The sequence below is a fragment of the Enterobacter asburiae genome (assembly GCA_011754535.1).
In the GTDB taxonomy this organism is placed as follows: Bacteria; Pseudomonadota; Gammaproteobacteria; order Enterobacterales; family Enterobacteriaceae; genus Enterobacter; species Enterobacter cloacae_N.
Map to the genome: position 1 here is coordinate 4,227,724 of JAAQVN010000001.1, position 16,518 is coordinate 4,244,241.

Annotated in this window: 18 protein-coding genes; 11 read left to right on the top strand and 7 right to left on the bottom strand. The window is 57.6% G+C overall.

Translation table 11 applies throughout. The features are described from left to right. Positions 1–10 precede the first annotated feature (10 nt). Both HBM95_20015 and HBM95_20020 read left to right on the top strand, forming a co-directional pair. Complete coding sequence (locus HBM95_20015; protein NIH45195.1) at positions 11–1,183, top strand: putative C-S lyase; 1,173 nt, start codon at positions 11–13, stop codon at positions 1,181–1,183. Positions 1,184–1,200: 17 nt separating this feature from the next. Beyond that, complete coding sequence (locus HBM95_20020) at positions 1,201–3,090, top strand: enterotoxin (protein NIH45196.1); 1,890 nt, start codon at positions 1,201–1,203, stop codon at positions 3,088–3,090. Between the two features lie 67 nt (positions 3,091–3,157). Here HBM95_20020 and rsmI read toward each other — a convergent pair whose 3' ends face one another. Next, complete coding sequence (rsmI, locus tag HBM95_20025) at positions 3,158–4,021, bottom strand: 16S rRNA (cytidine(1402)-2'-O)-methyltransferase (protein NIH45197.1); 864 nt, start codon at positions 4,019–4,021, stop codon at positions 3,158–3,160. A gap of 62 nt (positions 4,022–4,083) precedes the next feature. Between rsmI and HBM95_20030 the strand changes: the two genes are divergently transcribed. Genes HBM95_20030 through yraP form a run of 4 tightly spaced genes read left to right on the top strand, consistent with a single transcriptional unit; the run spans position 4,084 to position 7,781 of the window. Beyond that, positions 4,084–6,231, top strand: a complete 2,148-nt coding sequence (locus HBM95_20030) for a penicillin-binding protein activator (protein ID NIH45198.1) — start codon at positions 4,084–4,086, stop codon at positions 6,229–6,231. Next, positions 6,189–6,584 (top strand): YraN family protein, encoded by a 396-nt coding sequence (locus HBM95_20035; GenBank protein NIH45199.1) that lies wholly within the window; start codon positions 6,189–6,191, stop codon positions 6,582–6,584. Before HBM95_20030 ends, HBM95_20035 begins: the two co-directional genes overlap by 43 nt. Before the next feature lie 21 nt (positions 6,585–6,605). Beyond that, on the top strand, positions 6,606–7,196 hold the full coding sequence (gene diaA, locus HBM95_20040; protein NIH45200.1) for a DnaA initiator-associating protein DiaA: 591 nt from the start codon (positions 6,606–6,608) through the stop codon (positions 7,194–7,196). Positions 7,197–7,205: 9 nt separating this feature from the next. Continuing rightward, a complete protein-coding gene (yraP, locus tag HBM95_20045; GenBank protein ID NIH45201.1) occupies positions 7,206–7,781 on the top strand; it encodes a divisome-associated lipoprotein YraP in 576 nt (191 codons plus the stop codon). 48 nt (positions 7,782–7,829) lie between these two features. On the opposite strand, the gene HBM95_20050 is transcribed toward yraP, so the two are convergent. Together HBM95_20050 and HBM95_20055 are read right to left on the bottom strand one after the other, a co-directional pair. Beyond that, on the bottom strand, positions 7,830–8,867 hold the full coding sequence (locus HBM95_20050) for a permease (GenBank protein ID NIH45202.1): 1,038 nt from the start codon (positions 8,865–8,867) through the stop codon (positions 7,830–7,832). 40 nt (positions 8,868–8,907) lie between these two features. Continuing rightward, positions 8,908–9,552, bottom strand: coding sequence for an NAD(P)H-binding protein (locus HBM95_20055; protein ID NIH45203.1), 645 nt, complete (start codon positions 9,550–9,552; stop codon positions 8,908–8,910). Between the two features lie 128 nt (positions 9,553–9,680). Here HBM95_20055 and HBM95_20060 point away from each other — a divergent pair, with 128 nt between their 5' ends. Beyond that, complete coding sequence (locus tag HBM95_20060) at positions 9,681–10,199, top strand: type 1 glutamine amidotransferase (GenBank protein NIH45204.1); 519 nt, start codon at positions 9,681–9,683, stop codon at positions 10,197–10,199. Here the strand turns inward: HBM95_20060 and HBM95_20065 are convergent. After that, positions 10,179–10,613, bottom strand: coding sequence for a YhbP family protein (locus tag HBM95_20065; GenBank protein NIH45205.1), 435 nt, complete (start codon positions 10,611–10,613; stop codon positions 10,179–10,181). The two genes, HBM95_20060 and HBM95_20065, sit on opposite strands and share 21 nt — an antisense overlap. Before the next feature lie 14 nt (positions 10,614–10,627). Between HBM95_20065 and HBM95_20070 the strand changes: the two genes are divergently transcribed. Further along, positions 10,628–10,957 carry a GIY-YIG nuclease family protein gene (locus HBM95_20070; protein NIH45206.1) on the top strand — a complete coding sequence of 110 codons (330 nt, stop codon included), beginning with the start codon at positions 10,628–10,630 and terminating at the stop codon, positions 10,955–10,957. On the opposite strand, the gene HBM95_20075 is transcribed toward HBM95_20070, so the two are convergent. Further along, positions 10,944–11,447, bottom strand: a complete 504-nt coding sequence (locus HBM95_20075; GenBank protein ID NIH45207.1) for an N-acetyltransferase — start codon at positions 11,445–11,447, stop codon at positions 10,944–10,946. The two genes, HBM95_20070 and HBM95_20075, sit on opposite strands and share 14 nt — an antisense overlap. Further along, positions 11,441–11,965, bottom strand: coding sequence for an SCP2 domain-containing protein (locus HBM95_20080; GenBank protein NIH45208.1), 525 nt, complete (start codon positions 11,963–11,965; stop codon positions 11,441–11,443). Before HBM95_20080 ends, HBM95_20075 begins: the two co-directional genes overlap by 7 nt. 211 nt (positions 11,966–12,176) lie before the next feature. Here HBM95_20080 and HBM95_20085 point away from each other — a divergent pair, with 211 nt between their 5' ends. The 3 genes from HBM95_20085 to HBM95_20095 all read left to right on the top strand — a co-directional run bounded on the left by HBM95_20085 (position 12,177) and on the right by HBM95_20095 (position 15,144). Then, entirely contained in the window at positions 12,177–13,172 is a 996-nt protein-coding gene (locus tag HBM95_20085) for a U32 family peptidase (protein ID NIH45209.1), read from the top strand. A 7-nt stretch (positions 13,173–13,179) separates the two neighbouring features. Then, positions 13,180–14,058, top strand: coding sequence for a U32 family peptidase (locus HBM95_20090; GenBank protein ID NIH45210.1), 879 nt, complete (start codon positions 13,180–13,182; stop codon positions 14,056–14,058). A 78-nt stretch (positions 14,059–14,136) separates the two neighbouring features. Further along, positions 14,137–15,144, top strand: coding sequence for an LLM class flavin-dependent oxidoreductase (locus HBM95_20095; protein NIH45211.1), 1,008 nt, complete (start codon positions 14,137–14,139; stop codon positions 15,142–15,144). A gap of 95 nt (positions 15,145–15,239) precedes the next feature. Here HBM95_20095 and mtr read toward each other — a convergent pair whose 3' ends face one another. After that, positions 15,240–16,484, bottom strand: a complete 1,245-nt coding sequence (gene mtr / locus HBM95_20100; protein ID NIH45212.1) for a tryptophan permease — start codon at positions 16,482–16,484, stop codon at positions 15,240–15,242. Positions 16,485–16,518: the final 34 nt, after the last annotated feature.

Sequence of the window (16,518 nt, forward strand, 5' to 3'; positions counted from 1 at the left end):
GGGGGTTGTTGTGTTTGATTTCGACAAAATCATCGAGCGTAAAAGCGATAAGTGTCGTAAATGGGACCATGCGTTTGTCTGCTCACGCTTTGGTGATGTCCCGCAGGGGTTTATCCCGCTGTGGATTGCAGATATGGATTTCACCTCTCCACCGGCCGTTATTGAAGGTTTCCAGCGCATCGTGGAGCACGGAACCTTTGGCTATACCTGGTGCTTCGACGAGTTTTACGACGCGGTGATGGCCTTCCAGCGCACGCGTCATCAGGTTGAGGTGGAGAAGTCGTGGATCACCCTGACCTACGGCACCGTCTCCACGCTCCATTACACGGTCCAGGCGTTCTGCACGCCTGGCGATAGCGTGATGATGAACACGCCGGTCTACGATCCGTTTGCGATGGCGGCGCAGCGCCAGGGCGTGCGGGTGCTTGCTAACCCGCTGTGCGTGAAGGAAAGCCGCTATCAGCTGGATTTTAATCTGATTGAAGATCAGCTCAAAACCCACCGTCCAAAACTGTGGTTCTTCTGCTCGCCGCATAACCCCTCGGGCAGGATCTGGCGCGCGGATGAGATACGCCAGGTTTCCGATCTCTGTAAACGCTACGGCACGATTCTGGTTGTCGATGAGGTTCACGCTGAGCACATTCTGGACGGCACATTCGTCAGCTGTCTGAGCTCGGGCTGTGCCGCACTGGACAACCTGATCGTGCTGACGTCGCCAAATAAAGCCTTCAACCTGGGCGGGCTAAAAACGTCCTACTCCATGATCCCGGACGATTCGCTGCGCCAGCGCTTCCGCCAGCAGCTTGAGAAGAACTCGATTACCTCACCCAATATGTTCGGCGTATGGGGGATTATTCTCGCCTACCAGCACGGCCTGCCGTGGCTCGACGCGCTGAACGGCTATCTGCAAGGGAACGCCCGCTACCTTGCGGACGCTATTCAGACCCATTTTCCGGCGTGGAAGATGATGAACCCGGAATCGTCGTATCTGGCCTGGATAGACGTAAGCGCCGACGACCGCAGCGCCACAGAGTTGACCCAACATTTCGCCCAGCAGGCCGGTGTCGTGATTGAAGACGGCAGCCACTACGTGCAAAACGGCGAAAACTACCTGCGGATTAACTTCGGCACCCAGCGCTACTGGCTGGAGCAATCCATCAACCGAATGCTGAAGCATTACTAATAAGGAATCTTACCCTGATGAAAAAAGTGCTCACACTCTCGATGCTGGCCCTGTTTGTTTCTCACGGCGCTCTGGCCGCCAACTACGCGCTGGATAACGACAATATTGCTCTGTCGTTTGACGATGCCAGTTCAGCGGTAGTGGTAAAAGACAAGAAAACGAACCACCCCATCGCGCCGCAGGAGCTGTTCTTTCTGACGCTGCCGGACGAGACAAAAATCCACACCGCGGATTTCACCATTAAGCACGTCGAAAAGCAGGACAACGCAATTGTCGTCGACTTTACCCATCCTGACTTTAACGTAACGGTGAAGCTGAACCTGGTGAAGGGGAAATACGCCAGCATCGACTACACCGTTGCCGCAGTCGGCCAGCCACGAGACGTGGCGAAAATTACCTTCTTCCCGACCAAAAAGCAGTCTCAGGCACCCTATGTTGACGGGGCGATTAACAGCTCGCCGATCGTTGCTGATTCGTTCTTTATTTTGCCGGACAAGCCCATCGTTAACACTTACGCCTATGAAGCGACCACCAATCTCAACGTAGAGCTGAAAACGCCGATCCAGCCGGAAACGCCGGTCAGCTTTACCACCTGGTTCGGCACCTTCCCGGAAATCAGCCAGCTGCGCCGCAGCGTGAACCAGTTTATTGATGCCGTGCGTCCGCGACCGTACAAGCCTTATCTGCACTACAACAGCTGGATGGATATCGGCTTTTTCAATCCGTACACCGAGCAGGATGTGCTGGGGCGGATGGACGAGTGGAATAAGGAGTTTATTACCGGGCGCGGCGTGACGCTGGACGCCTTCCTGCTGGACGACGGCTGGGACGACCTTACCGGGCGCTGGCTGTTTGGCCCGGCATTCAGCAACGGTTTTGGCAAGGTTCGGGAAAAAGCCGACAGCCTGCACAGCTCGGTCGGACTGTGGCTCTCGCCGTGGGGAGGCTACAACAAGCCGCGCGACATGCGCGTCTCGCATGCAGAAGAGTATGGGTTCGAAACCGTCGACGGGAAGCTGGCGCTGTCAGGGCCGAACTACTTTAAGAACTTCAATGAGCAGATCGTTAAGCTTATCGAAAACGAACACATTACCTCATTCAAGCTGGACGGGATGGGCAATGCCAACGCGCATATCCAGGGCAGCCCGTATGCCTCGGATTTTGACGCCTCTATCGCCCTGCTGCACAACATGCGCAGCGCCAACCCGAATCTGTTTATCAACCTGACGACAGGTACTAACGCCAGCCCGTCCTGGCTGTTCTACGCCGACTCGATCTGGCGCCAGGGCGATGACATCAACCTGTACGGCCCCGGCACGCCGGTACAGCAGTGGATGACCTACCGCGATGCGGAAACGTACCGCTCCATTGTGCGCAAAGGCCCGCTGTTCCCGCTGAACTCGCTGATGTACCACGGGATCGTCAGCGCGGAAAATGCCTATTACGGGCTGGAGAAAGTCCAAACGGACAGCGATTTTGCCGATCAGGTCTGGAGCTACTTCGCGACCGGCACGCAGCTGCAGGAGCTGTATATCACCCCTTCAATGCTGAACAAGGCGAAATGGGATACCCTGGCGCAGGCGGCAAAATGGTCGCGGGATAACGCCAGCGTGCTGGTGGATACGCACTGGATTGGTGGTGATCCAACCGCGCTGCAGGTTTACGGCTGGGCATCCTGGAGCAAGGACAAAGCGATTCTCGGCTTGCGTAACCCGTCGGATAAGCCGCAAAGCTACTTCCTGGATTTGGCGAAAGATTTCGAAATCCCGACAGGAAACGCGGCGCAGTTTAGTCTGAAAGCGGTGTACGGCAGTAATTCAACCGTACCGGAGGAGTACAAAAACGCGGTGGTGATTACGCTGCAGCCGCTGGAAACGCTGGTGTTTGAGGCGATGCCAGTTAACTAAAAGGCACATAAAGATCTTTAGGCCGGGTAAGGCGCAGCCGCCACCCGGCAAAACAGGCGGCGGGGGATTACTCCCCCTGCTGCTCCAGCGCATGCTTATACAGCGCATTTTTCTTCACGCCGTGGATCTCCGCCGCTAATGCCGCCGCTTTCTTCAGCGGCAGTTCCGCCTGCAGCAGCGCCAGCGTGCGCAGCGCATCGGCAGGCAAGGCATCCTCTTCCGCCTTATGTCCTTCGACAATCAGCACCATTTCACCCTTGCGGCGGTTTTCGTCTTCCTTCACCCACGCCAGCAGTTCACCCACCGGCGCACCGTGAATGGTTTCCCAGGTTTTGGTCAGCTCGCGCGCCAGCACCACGTAGCGACTCTCGCCCCAGACGGTGACCATATCTTCCAGGCTTTCCAGCAGACGGTGAGTGGATTCGTAGAAAATCAGGGTACGCGGCTCGGCCTCCAGTTCCTTTAACACATCGCGGCGGCCTTTGGATTTGGCGGGCAGGAAACCTTCATAGCAGAAGCGATCGGACGGCAGACCCGCCGCGCTCAAAGCAGCAATGGCGGCGCACGGCCCCGGCAGTGGCACAACGCGAATACCGGCTTCACGGCAGGTACGCACCAGGTGATAGCCAGGGTCGTTAATCAGCGGCGTACCGGCATCGGAGACCAGCGCAATGTTCTGCCCCTCTTTCAGCTTCGCCACCAGCGTTTCGGCTTTTTGTTGCTCATTGTGATCGTGCAGAGCAAACAATCGAGCGCTAATTGCGAAATGTTGCAGCAGTAAACCGGTGTGTCGGGTGTCTTCAGCCGCAATTAAATCAACAGCTTGCAATACAGTGAGGGCACGTTGGGTAATATCAGACAAATTCCCGATAGGAGTAGGTACAATATAAAGCTGGCCTTGAGAATTATCTGCCGTTTCGTGTTGTTTCATTGTTTCGTCCGTATTGCCGATTTAATATTGAGCATTGCGTAAAAAAAATCACTGGATACAGTATGGTACCGTTAACGTTTCTTCGAAAAAAAGCCACGCGCAGCGTGCCGCTTCTGCTCGCAGCACTGATATTTGCAGGCTGTGGCACCCAGGCACCTGACCAGAGCACCGCCCATCTTCAGGGCTCCGCTCAGGCTGATTCTGGCTTTTATCTGCAACAAATGTCGCAGAGTACAAATGATACCAGGATCAACTGGCAATTACTCGCCATTCGTGCACTGCTGAAAGAGGGCAAAACCCAGCAGGCTGCCGAGCTGTTCGGCCAACTGCCGAAAGAGCTTAACGATACCCAGCGTCTTGAGCAGAGCCTGCTCTCTGCCGAGCTGAAGGTCGCGCAGAAAGACTATGAGAGCGCGAAAAAGATCCTGGGGAGCATCGACCTGAGCGCGCTGGATAAAAACCAGCAGGCGCGCTTCTGGCAGGCGGGCATCACCGCAGAACAGGGGCGTCCTTCCCTGACCCTGCTGCGCGCCTTGATTGCCCAGGAGCCGCTGCTCGCCGGGGCCGACAAGCAGAAAAACATTGATGCCACCTGGCAGGCACTTGCCTCGATGACCCAGGATCAGGCAAAGGCGCTGGTCATCAACGCGGACGAAAACGTGCTGCAGGGCTGGCTGGATCTGCAGCAGATGTGGTTTAACAACCGCAGCGATCCAAAAATGCTGAAAGCCGGTATTACCGACTGGCAGACCCGTTACCCGCAGAACCCGGGGGCGAAAATGCTGCCAACCCAGCTGGTAAACGTGCAGAACTTTAAGCCAGCATCGACCAGCAAAATCGCGCTGCTTCTGCCGCTAAATGGTCAGGCGGCCGTGTTTGGCCGTACGATTCAACAGGGCTTTGAAGCGGCGAAAAACGGCACCTCGCCGGTGACGGGCAGTGCGGTACCGGTACAGGCGGCCCAGGCGGCCAACGTAAACGACGTTGTCAGCCCCTCCGCCGCAGAGACCAGTGACCTGACCACGGCGCAAACGCCGGCGCAGGGCACAATGCAAAACCCGGTTACCGCACCGACTACCCCACCAGCTACAGCAGCACCTGCGGCACAGCCTCCGGCTGAGACACAAGCGACGCCTGCACCTGAGGCAACAGCAGAACAGCCTCAACAGCAGCCTGTACAACCTGCATCCCAACCTGCCGCTCAGCCGCAGGCCGTGGCGACCACCAGCGCGAATCCTGGCGCTGAGCTGAAAATCTACGACACCAGTTCGAAACCGCTCGATCAGGTGCTGGCGCAGGTTCAGCAGGACGGGGCGAGCATCGTTGTCGGCCCGCTGCTGAAAAATAACGTGGAAGAGCTGATGAAGAGCAACACCACGCTGAACGTGCTGGCGCTCAACCAGCCGGAGCAGGTTCAGAACCGGGCCAATATTTGCTACTTCGCGCTTTCTCCGGAAGATGAAGCCCGCGATGCAGCGCGTCATATCCACGAGCAGGGTAAACAGGCTCCGCTGCTGCTGATCCCGCGCAGTACGCTTGGCGATCGCGTGGCTAATGCCTTTGCCGACGAGTGGCAGAAGCTGGGCGGCGGCATCGTGCTGCAGCAGAAATTCGGTTCCGTCTCTGAACTGCGTGCGGGCGTCAACGGCGGGGCGGGTATCGCGCTTAACGGCAGCCCGGTTTCCGCCAGCCTGCCTCAGCAGCAGAGCGTGACCATTGGCGGGCTGACCATCCCTGCCCCACCTACCGACGCGCAGATTAGCGGTGGCGGTAAAGTGGATGCAGCCTATATCGTTGCCACGCCGCAGGAGATCGCCTTTATCAAACCGATGATTGCGATGCGTAACGGCAGCCAGAGCGGCGCAACGCTCTACGCCAGCTCCCGCAGCGCGCAAGGTACTGCGGGCCCGGATTTTCGTCTGGAAATGGACGGCCTGCAGTACAGTGAAATTCCAATGCTGGCGGGCAGCAACCCGGCGCTGATGCAGCAGGCGCTAAGCTCCGTACGTAACGACTACTCTCTGGCGCGTCTGTATGCGATGGGCGTCGATGCATGGGCGCTGGCGAACCACTTCACCCAGATGCGTCAGGTGCCGGGCTTTGAGCTTAACGGCAACACCGGCGATCTGACCGCGACGCAGGACTGCGTGATTAACAGGAAGTTATCATGGCTCAAATACCAGCAGGGGCAAATCGTCCCGGCCAGTTAAGCCGTAAAGAGACCGGCGATGCGTGGGAGTTAAAAGCGCGTCGCTGGCTTGAAGGCAAAGGACTGCGCTTTATCGCCGCTAACGTCCGCGGGCGCGGCGGCGAAATTGATCTGATCATGAAAGACGGTCAGGTGATTGTGTTTGTAGAAGTCCGCTTTCGACAGTCTTCCCGTTTTGGCGGTGCTGCCGCCAGCGTGACGCTCGCCAAACAACATAAATTATTACAGACTGCCCACTTGTGGCTTGCCCACCATAATGGGAGCTTTGATACTGTGGATTGCCGTTTCGATGTGATAGCCTTCACCGGAAATGAGATCGAATGGCTTAAAAACGCTTTTGGCGAAGACGCATAATTAAGATTTAAAAGGGATAACGTGCTCGAAAGAATTAAAGTGTGCTTCACAGAAAGCATCCAGACTCAGATTGCCGCGGCGGAAGCCCTTCCGGACGCGATCTCTCGCGCTGCAATGACGCTGGTGCAATCCCTGCTTAACGGCAACAAAATCCTCTGTTGTGGCAACGGAACCTCAGCCGCCAACGCACAGCATTTTGCTGCCAGCATGATCAATCGCTTTGAAACAGAACGCCCGAGTTTACCTGCCATTGCACTTAATACCGATAATGTGGTCTTAACAGCGATTGCTAACGATCGTCTGCATGACGAAATTTACGCGAAGCAGGTGCGCGCCCTGGGGCACGCCGGCGATGTGCTGCTGGCCATCTCCACGCGCGGCAACAGCCGGGACATCGTCAAAGCCGTTGAAGCCGCCGTTACCCGCGACATGACCATCGTCGCCTTAACCGGCTACGACGGCGGTGAGCTGGCGGGTCTGCTCGGGCCGCAGGATGTGGAAATCCGCATTCCGTCTCACCGGAGCGCACGTATTCAGGAGATGCATATGCTCACGGTGAACTGCTTATGCGATTTGATCGATAACACGCTTTTCCCTCACCAGGATGATTAAGGAGTTTTTATGAAGGCTTTATCGACCCTCGCAGTCCTTATGTCTGCATTACTGCTTCAGGGATGTATTGCTGCGGCCGTTGTGGGTACCGCTGCAGTGGGCACCAAAGCGGCGACCGATCCGCGCTCTGTGGGCACACAGGTGGATGACGGTACGCTGGAGCTGCGGGTCAACAGCGCGCTGTCGAAAGACGAACAAATCAAGAAAGAAGCGCGTATCAACGTGACGGCTTATCAGGGCAAAGTCCTGCTGACCGGCCAGGCACCGAATACCGAGCTCTCCAGCCGCGCTAAGCAGATCGCAATGGGCGTTGAGGGCACCACAGAAGTCTTCAATGAAATCCGTCAGGGTCAGCCAATCAGCCTGGGGACCGCGTCGTCTGACACATGGATCACCACCAAAGTCCGCTCCCAGTTGCTGGGCTCAGACCAGGTGAAATCCTCAAACGTGAAGGTAACGACCGAAAACGGTGAAGTGTTCCTGCTGGGTCTGGTGACCGACCGTGAAGGGAAAGCGGCGGCGGATATCGCCAGCCGGGTGAGCGGCGTGAAGCACGTCACCACCGCGTTTACCTACATTAAGTAATCCACACCTGACTGAAGGCCCGGTGAGCGCGAGCGCCACCGGGCTTTTTTACATCAACGCAATACCCCCGACAATCACCCCGCTCAGCGCCACCAGCCCCGCCGTCAACCACAGCGCTTTCGCCGGGAAAGATTTACGCAGCATGATGAGCGACGGCAGGCTGATTGCCGGCAATGTGATAAGCAGCGCCAGCGCCGGTGCGGTGCCCATTCCGGCCAGCATCATGGTCTGGACAATCGGGATCTCCGCCGCTGTGGGGATCACAAACAGGCAGCCTGCAACGGCCATCGCAATCACCCACATCAGCGTGTTGTCGATCGCGCCATCCGCATGCGGGAAGAGCCAGACGCGCGCCGCACCCAGAACCAGGACCGCCAGGATATAGACCGGAATGGTGCTCCAGAAAAGCTGCCACAGCGCCTTACCCCAGCGAGTGAAGAAACCGCCCTGCGGTTCGCTGACGCCCAGCCCAACGGCTGCGGGTTCGACGACAGTATCCTTCACCAGCTTTTGCACCAGCGTCGCCACCACCAGCACCGTCAGCAGCCCGGCAACCAGACGGATAACGGCAAAATGCCAGCCGAGCACAAAGCCCATAAACACCAGCGTCGCCGGATTGAGAAGCGGGTTCCCCATCCAGAACGCCAGCGCACCGCCCATGGATACACGCTGGCGGCGCATACCCGCCGCAACTGGTGCGGCACAGCAGGAGCACATCATGCCCGGCAGGGAGAAAATCGTGCCCAGCAGCGTGCCCTGAAAGCGCGGTTGACCGAGAGTTTTCACCAGCCAGTTACGCGGGATAAGCACCTGAATCAGCGATCCCAGGATCACCCCTAAGACGGCAGCTTTCCACACCGCGAGGAAGTAGACCATGGCATAATCCCACGCCGCCTTCAGCGGGCTGGCTTCAGCCTGAACGAGAATAGATTTACCGATGCTGTGCGTTTCGGCGGCGGTGAAGGCTTTGCCGTAGTACGGCTGCCATTTCACATACCAGAGGCCAATGATGACCACGAGAAAGAAGAGTGCGGGCTTCCACCATTGGACAGGTGTTGCCGCCTGAGATGAAGACTGACCAGTCATACCATTCCCCGGAGAGTGTTATTTAATAAGCCGGAGAAGTTTACGCCTCGCCCTGCGCGATTTCACGCAGTTTTGCCGAAGGGATGATATTGACGCCCTCCTGCGACGGTGCCAGCGCCTCTTTCAGCATCGCCTGCGCGACATCCCGCGCCTCAATGGACTTCCAGTTACCCGGCAGGATGCGAAACAGCGGGGCGAAAAAGGATTCGTTAAAACGCCGTTCGTCGCGGTGCCCCATCAGCATCGAAGGCCGCACGATTGTCAGACGCTCCCACTTCTGGGCAATCAGCGCCTCTTCCATTTTGCCCTTCACCTGATTGTAAAAAAACGGCGAGCCGGTGCTGGCGCCGTGCGAGCTGACCACCAGGAAATGTTTTGCCCCCAGCTTTTTCGCCGTCAGGGCTGTGTCCACTACCAGCGTGTAGTCCGCATGAACAAAGGCTTCTTTACTGCCCGCCTCACGCCGCGTCGTGCCCAGGCAGCAAAAGGCGATATCTATCGGGTCCTGCACCTGCGCCAGCGCGTCGGTGAGCTGGGGGTCATGCGGGTTAAAGACGCCGGAGATGTCCAACAGCGGGCGACGCGTCGGTGCGGCGATATAGTTAATATGGCGGTCCTGGATCAGCAGCCGCAGCAGATGCCCGCCCACCAGCCCGGTTGCGCCTGTAATCAGTACCTGACTCATCTTATCCCCTTTACAGAATTGTCCGTTTGCGAACTCAGCGTGGTCGACCACACTTAGAAGTCTGTTACAGGTAAGTATTTACCACAAGCGGAGAAAAATCAGTCTGAAGCCAAAACAACGGAGGAAGCATGGGCAAGAAAATCGCAGTCTTGATTACCGACGAGTTTGAAGATTCAGAATTCACCTCTCCTGCAGAGGCGTTCCGCAAGGCGGGACACGAGGTTATTACCATTGAGAAAGAGGCGGGCAAAACGGTGAAAGGCCATAAGGGTGAAGCGACCGTGACCATCGATGAAACCATCGATAACGTTAGCCCCTCAGATTTCGATGCCCTGCTGCTGCCAGGCGGCCATTCACCGGATTCCCTGCGCGGGGACGAGCGCTTCGTGACTTTTACCCGGGACTTTGTCTCTACCGGCAAACCGGTCTTTGCCATCTGTCACGGCCCGCAGCTGCTCATCAGCGCGGAGGTTGTTCGCGGGCGTAAGCTTACCGCCGTGAAACCGATCGTTATCGATCTGAAAAATGCAGGGGCCGAGTTTTACGATCAGGAGGTGGTCAATGACAACGACCAGCTGATCACCAGCCGGACACCGGACGATCTTCCGGCGTTTAACCGCGAAGCGCTACGCCTGCTCGGCGCGTAACCAGTGCAGCTTCTTGCCAAAGCCCAGGGTGTTGTCGGTAAATTTCAGCTCATCGAGGCGGATTTCCCACACCGGGGCTTTTAGCGCAGCGGCAACCGGGAAGCGGCGCGTGTAGTGCTTACGACGCGCGTCGCTCTCTTCTCCGTCCAGGCGACGGATTTCCCCTTTAAACTGTACCCCACGGATCAGCGCGACCGTTTTCGGCTGGCCATTTACCGTGCCCGCGACTTTTGCCTGCTGACCGGTCATCTGCGCATGACGCGTTTTGTCTTCGCTCATGACGTAAAATGCGACGCGCTCCGGATCGTAGTAGTAAAAGGCGTTGGCGCACCACATCTCACCCTCGTTGTAGACGCACCAGGTGACAACATGCTGCTTCGCCAGCCAGCGGTTAATGGCGGCCAGTGTTTCCATTTTCGTTCTCTCTCATGCTATGGTGCGTTCACCTTAACATACTGAATCTGTTTACTGTGTGCTGGTTTCTCTATCTTGTCCGAACCGCTGATAACGCACTCTACACCGGGATCACCACCGATGTGGCGCGGCGTTTTTTACAACATCAAACGGGAAAAGGGGCAAAAGCGCTGCGGGGGAAAGGCGAACTGCAGCTGGCTTTTTCCGCCGCCGTGGGGGACAGATCGCTGGCGCTCAGGCTGGAGTATCGCATTAAGCAGCTGACGAAGCGCCAGAAAGAGCGCCTCGTAACCGGAGACGGCTCCTTTGAGGCGCTACGCGAGAGCCTGATTAAAAGCGATTGAAATGGTCGTGGTAGTCCACCAGACCATTTACGCCATTCAGGGCATCATCCGCCAGGCGATGTACCTGGAAGGCGGATTCGGTACCCGGCCAGCGGCAGCGCAGATCGTAATGCGCGGCCTGCTCGAAGCCTAAACGGCCATAGAATGCCGGATCGCCCAGCGTGACCACGGCGGCATAGCCAAACTCATTAAGCGAGTCCAGCCCTTCATAGACCAGCTGGCGCGCCAGGCCCTGCCCGCGGTAGTTTTCATCTACCGCCAGCGGTGCCATGCCCACCCACTGAAGATCTTCACCCTGAACGATCACCGGGCTGAAGGCCACATAGCCGACAACCTGACCTTCGTCATCGGTGGCAACCAGCCCCAGCGTGATCAGGCCGTCTTCACGGAGATCGTGGACCAGTTGGGCTTCCGCATCGCTCTCAAAAGCGCGGCGTAATAACGCATCGATACCCGGTGCATCAATCCCAATTTCGACTCGAATCAGCATGGCTCACCTACTGAAGTGTGTTTACTGTCCGGCGGGGATTTCAGCCCCGCCTCAACGAAATCTGCCATTTGCATCAACATCACGCGCAGCGCTTTCGGCATCTGCTCCAGCTCAATGGCATCCATTAAATTCTTAACGTACAGGCCAAGCTCCGTGTCGCCCTCAATCACCAGACGGCGCTGGAAGAAGAGCGTATCCGGATCCTGCTTGCGCGCGGCAATCATCAGCAGGTCGCTGGCGTTGGCGCTAAAGCTCACATCCGCCTCGGCGGACTCACGAACGATCAGCTGGTCGTTCTCAACCGAAGTAAACCAGCGCAGCCCGATGTCACGAACCTCAATGCTTAACCAGCGGCCTTCCAGAAACTCCAGTTCACCGTCCTGCAGCGCCTGACGGAACTGCCAGCTCAGGACCTGCTCCAGTACCTGCCGTTTAAGCGCGAACGGCGCCAGCCTGACCGGCACGCTCAGCATTGATGGACCGAATTGTACGAGACGTGAACGCAGTTTATCCAGCACGAGCTTTACTCCCTGATAGCTATAGTCCCGCTATTTTGCCATATCCGAAGCGCAACATAGCGGCGTAAATCAACAAACCGTCGTCCGACGTACCTCATTATTGGTGCCATCAATACGCCATTAGCTGCCTTAAATCAAAAATTGTCGCGTATGGGTTAATTAAAATCCCAGCTCGTTAACAATTTTGCTATCGACTACATCAGGATAATTTATGGAGCTGCTCTGCCCTGCCGGAAACCTTCCGGCGCTTAAGGCGGCCATCGAAAATGGGGCCGATGCGGTCTATATCGGGCTGAAAGATGACACCAACGCCCGCCATTTTGCTGGCCTCAACTTTACGGAGAAAAAGCTTCAGGAAGCCGTTAACTTCGTTCATCAGCACCGCCGCAAGCTGCATATTGCCATCAATACGTTTGCCCATCCTGACGGTTACGCCCGCTGGCAGCGCGCGGTGGATATGGCAGCACAGCTGGGTGCCGATGCGTTAATCCTGGCCGACCTCGCCATGCTTGAGTATGCGGCAGAACGCTATCCGCATATTGAGCGCCACGTCTCTGTTCAGGCATCTGCCACAAACGAAGAGGCGGTGCGTTTTTACCATCAAAACTTTGACGTAGCCCGCGTGGTGCTGCCGCGCGTGCTCTCTATTCATCAGGTTAAGCAACTCGCTCGCGTCACGCCAGTGCCGCTGGAAGTATTTGCCTTTGGTAGCCTGTGCATCATGGCAGAAGGCCGTTGCTATCTTTCTTCTTACTTAACCGGTGAATCGCCGAATACCGTCGGGGCCTGCTCCCCTGCCCGCTTCGTTCGCTGGCAGCAGACCCCTCAGGGACTGGAGTCTCGTCTGAATGAAGTGCTGATCGACCGCTATCAGGACGGTGAAAACGCGGGCTACCCGACGCTTTGCAAAGGCCGCTACCTGGTCGACGGCGAGCGCTACCACGCGCTGGAAGAGCCCACCAGCCTTAACACGCTGGAGCTGCTGCCGGAGCTGCTGGCCGCCAATATTGCCTCGGTGAAAATTGAAGGTCGCCAGCGCAGCCCGGCCTATGTGAGCCAGGTGGCGAAAGTGTGGCGTCAGGCCATTGACCGCTGCATGGCGGACCCGCAGAACTATGCCCCGCAAGCGGCGTGGATGGAGACGCTCGGATCGATGTCCGAAGGCACGCAAACCACGCTTGGCGCGTATCACCGTAAATGGCAGTGAGATAACCATGAAATATTCATTAGGGCCGGTGCTCTACTACTGGCCAAAAGAGACGCTGGAAGATTTTTACCAACAGGCTGCCACCAGCAGCGCCGATGTGATTTACCTCGGTGAGGCGGTGTGCAGCAAACGCCGCGCCACCAAAGTGGGCGACTGGCTGGATATGGCGAAAAGCCTGGCCGGGAGCGGCAAACAGGTGGTGCTTTCAACGCTCGCGCTGGTGCAGGCCTCGTCCGAACTGGGAGAGCTGAAGCGCTACGTCGAAAACGGCGAGTTTCTGTTGGAAGCGAGCGATCTGGGCGTGGTGAACATGTGCGCCGAACGCAGGCTGCCGTTTGTCGCGGGCCATGCGCTGAACTGCTATAACGCCGTCACCCTGCGCCTGCTGCTCAAACAGGGAATGACACGCTGGTGTATGCCGGTGGAGCTCTCCCGCGACTGGCTGGCAAACCTGCTGAACCAGTGCGACGAGCTGGGCATTCGCCATCAGTTTGAAGTGGAAGTGCTGAGCTACGGCCATCTGCCGCTAGCCTACTCCGCTCGCTGCTTTACCGCGCGCTCGGAAGACCGCCCGAAAGACGAATGTGAAACCTGCTGTATCAAATACCCGAACGGGCGCAGCATGCTGTCGCAGGAAAATCAGCAGGTATTTGTTCTGAACGGCATTCAGACCATGAGCGGCTATGTCTATAACCTCGGCAACGAACTGGCGTCGATGGACGGGCTGGTGGACATGGTGCGCCTGTCGCCGCTGGATACCAGCGTGTTCGCGATGCTGGACGCCTTCCGCGCCAACGAAAACGGCGCGTCGCCGCTGCCGCTGACGGCAAACAGCGACTGCAACGGTTACTGGAAACGTCTGGCCGGGCTGGAACTTCAGGCCTAAAAAAGGCTCACTTTGTTAACAACGGTTATCATTTTTTAATGCAGTATTAAAGATTGACCGTCGACAAAGTGAGCTGTTATGACTGACAAAACCATTCCGTTTTCGGTGCTGGATCTGGCGCCGATCCCACAAGGCTCCTCCGCGCGAGAAGCCTTTTCGCACTCTCTCGATCTGGCTCAGCTCGCCGAAAAGCGTGGCTATCACCGCTACTGGCTGGCCGAGCACCACAATATGGTGGGCATCGCCAGCGCCGCTACCTCTGTACTGATTGGCTATCTGGCAGCAAATACCACCACCCTGCACCTGGGCTCCGGTGGCGTAATGCTGCCGAACCACGCCCCGCTGGTGATTGCCGAGCAGTTTGGCACCCTGAATACCCTCTATCCGGGGCGTATTGATTTGGGTCTTGGCCGTGCGCCGGGCAGCGATCAGCCGACCATGCGCGCCCTGCGCCGCCATATGAGCGGCGATATCGACAACTTCCCGCGCGACGTGGCCGAGCTGGTGGACTGGTTCGACGCACGCGATCCGAACCCACACGTGCGCCCGGTACCGGGCTACGGCGAGAAGATCCCGGTGTGGCTGTTAGGCTCAAGCCTCTACAGTGCACAGCTCGCCGCACAGCTGGGGCTGCCGTTTGCGTTCGCCTCCCACTTCGCGCCGGATATGCTGCATCAGGCGCTGCATCTCTACCGCACGAACTTCAAACCGTCCGAGCGTCTGGAGAAGCCGTACGCGATGGTGTGCATCAACATCATTGCCGCCGACAGCAACCGCGACGCGGAATTCCTGTTTACCTCAATGCAACAGGCGTTTGTGAAGCTGCGTCGCGGTGAGACGGGCCAGCTTCCGCCGCCGGTGGAGAATATGCATCAGCTGTGGTCCGCCTCCGAGCAGTACGGCGTGCAGCAGGCGCTGAGCATGTCGCTGGTGGGCGATAAGGCAAAAGTGCGTCACGGGCTGGAAGCGGTGCTGCGTGAAACGCAGGCGGATGAAATTATGGTTAACGGCCAGATTTTCGATCACCAGGCGCGCTTGCACTCGTTTGATTTGGCGATGCAGGTGAAAGAGGAGTTGGTGGGGTAGTTTTTTGCCGGATGGCGGCTTCGCCTTATCCGGCCTACGGTTTTCTCCCTCTCCCTTCGGGAGAGGGTCGGGGTGAGGGGATCAGGCCGCACGATTTACTGATACACCGGCAACAGATTAAAGCTCGACAGCACGTGGACCACCGCGTTACCTACCCCAAACACCAGGATCAGGGCAATCATCGGCTTTCCACCCCAGACGCGGAATTTTGGACTGCCGAAGCGTTGACGTGATTTACGCGCCAGCAGCGCCGGCACAATCGCAGCCCAGATGGTTGCCGCCAGTCCTGCATAGCCGATGGCGTACAGGAAGCCGTTCGGCCACAGCAAACCGCCCACAATCGGCGGCAGGAAGGTCAGCAGCGCGGTCTTGAAGCGCCCAAGCGCGGAATCATCAAAGCCGAACAGATCCGCCAGGTAGTCAAACAGGCCAAGCGTAACGCCCAGGAAAGAACTCGCCACCGCAAAGTTGGAGAAGACCACCAGCAGCAGATCCAGGCTGCGGCTGTTCAGCACGCCGCTCAGGGCCTGCACCAGCACGTCGATGTTACCGCCCTTCTGCGCAATGCCTATAAATTCCGGACGCGGGATGTTACCCATCGTCCCCAGCAGCCAAATCACATACAGCCCCAGCGCCAGCAGCGTGCCGTAGACCAGGCATTTCACGATGGTGCGCGGATCCTTGCCGTAGTACTTCATCAGGCTCGGCACGTTACCGTGGTAGCCAAACGATGCCAGACAGAACGGCAGCGTCATCAGCAGGTACGGCGTGTAGGAGGTGTTCACTTCCGCGACGTTAAACAGCGTGGCGGGCGTGACGTGCCCCAGCAGGCTGCCGAAGGTCAGGAAGAAGGTGATGACCTTAGCGCCCAGCACGATGGCCGTCATGCGGCTCACCGCTTTGGTACTCATCCAGACGATAAACGCCACGCCCAGGGCAAAGCACAGTCCGGCCAGACGCGCCGGAACGTTCAGCGACATTTCAGCAAAGGTATGATGAAGAATCGAGCCGCTCGCCGAAATATACGCGTAGGTCAGAATGTAGAGCACAAACGCGATGGAAAGGCCGTTCACCAGGTTCCAGCCTTTGCCCAGCAGATCTTTGGTGATGGTGTCGAAGCTGGAGCCAATGCGGTAATTCAGGTTTGCTTCAAGGATCATCAGCCCGGAATGAAGCATGCAGAACCAGGTAAAGACCAGCGCCGCCAGCGACCAGAAGAACCACGCACCGGACATGACCACGGGCAGGGAGAACATCCCGGCACCGATAATGGTTCCGCCGATGATCACCACGCCGCCAAGCAGCGAAGGTGACGTTTGGGTGGTGGTTAGTGTCGCCATACAGCCTTGTCTCCAGTTAATCATGCGGTTCTGC

Excerpts from the sequence above, each read along its gene's own strand:
- HBM95_20050 (NIH45202.1), bottom strand. The coding sequence starts at position 8,867 with ATGACTGGTCAGTCTTCATCTCAGGCGGCAACACCTGTCCAATGGTGG.
- HBM95_20090 (NIH45210.1), top strand. The coding sequence starts at position 13,180 with ATGAAATATTCATTAGGGCCGGTGCTCTACTACTGGCCAAAAGAGACG.
- HBM95_20095 (NIH45211.1), top strand. The coding sequence starts at position 14,137 with ATGACTGACAAAACCATTCCGTTTTCGGTGCTGGATCTGGCGCCGATC.
- HBM95_20035 (NIH45199.1), top strand. The coding sequence starts at position 6,189 with ATGGCTCAAATACCAGCAGGGGCAAATCGTCCCGGCCAGTTAAGCCGT.
- HBM95_20020 (NIH45196.1), top strand. The coding sequence starts at position 1,201 with ATGAAAAAAGTGCTCACACTCTCGATGCTGGCCCTGTTTGTTTCTCAC.
- HBM95_20065 (NIH45205.1), bottom strand. The coding sequence starts at position 10,613 with ATGGAAACACTGGCCGCCATTAACCGCTGGCTGGCGAAGCAGCATGTT.
- yraP (NIH45201.1), top strand. The coding sequence starts at position 7,206 with ATGAAGGCTTTATCGACCCTCGCAGTCCTTATGTCTGCATTACTGCTT.
- HBM95_20060 (NIH45204.1), top strand. The coding sequence starts at position 9,681 with ATGGGCAAGAAAATCGCAGTCTTGATTACCGACGAGTTTGAAGATTCA.
- HBM95_20075 (NIH45207.1), bottom strand. The coding sequence starts at position 11,447 with ATGCTGATTCGAGTCGAAATTGGGATTGATGCACCGGGTATCGATGCG.
- HBM95_20070 (NIH45206.1), top strand. The coding sequence starts at position 10,628 with ATGCTATGGTGCGTTCACCTTAACATACTGAATCTGTTTACTGTGTGC.
- HBM95_20085 (NIH45209.1), top strand. The coding sequence starts at position 12,177 with ATGGAGCTGCTCTGCCCTGCCGGAAACCTTCCGGCGCTTAAGGCGGCC.
- mtr (NIH45212.1), bottom strand. The coding sequence starts at position 16,484 with ATGGCGACACTAACCACCACCCAAACGTCACCTTCGCTGCTTGGCGGC.
- HBM95_20030 (NIH45198.1), top strand. The coding sequence starts at position 4,084 with ATGGTACCGTTAACGTTTCTTCGAAAAAAAGCCACGCGCAGCGTGCCG.
- rsmI (NIH45197.1), bottom strand. The coding sequence starts at position 4,021 with ATGAAACAACACGAAACGGCAGATAATTCTCAAGGCCAGCTTTATATT.
- HBM95_20055 (NIH45203.1), bottom strand. The coding sequence starts at position 9,552 with ATGAGTCAGGTACTGATTACAGGCGCAACCGGGCTGGTGGGCGGGCAT.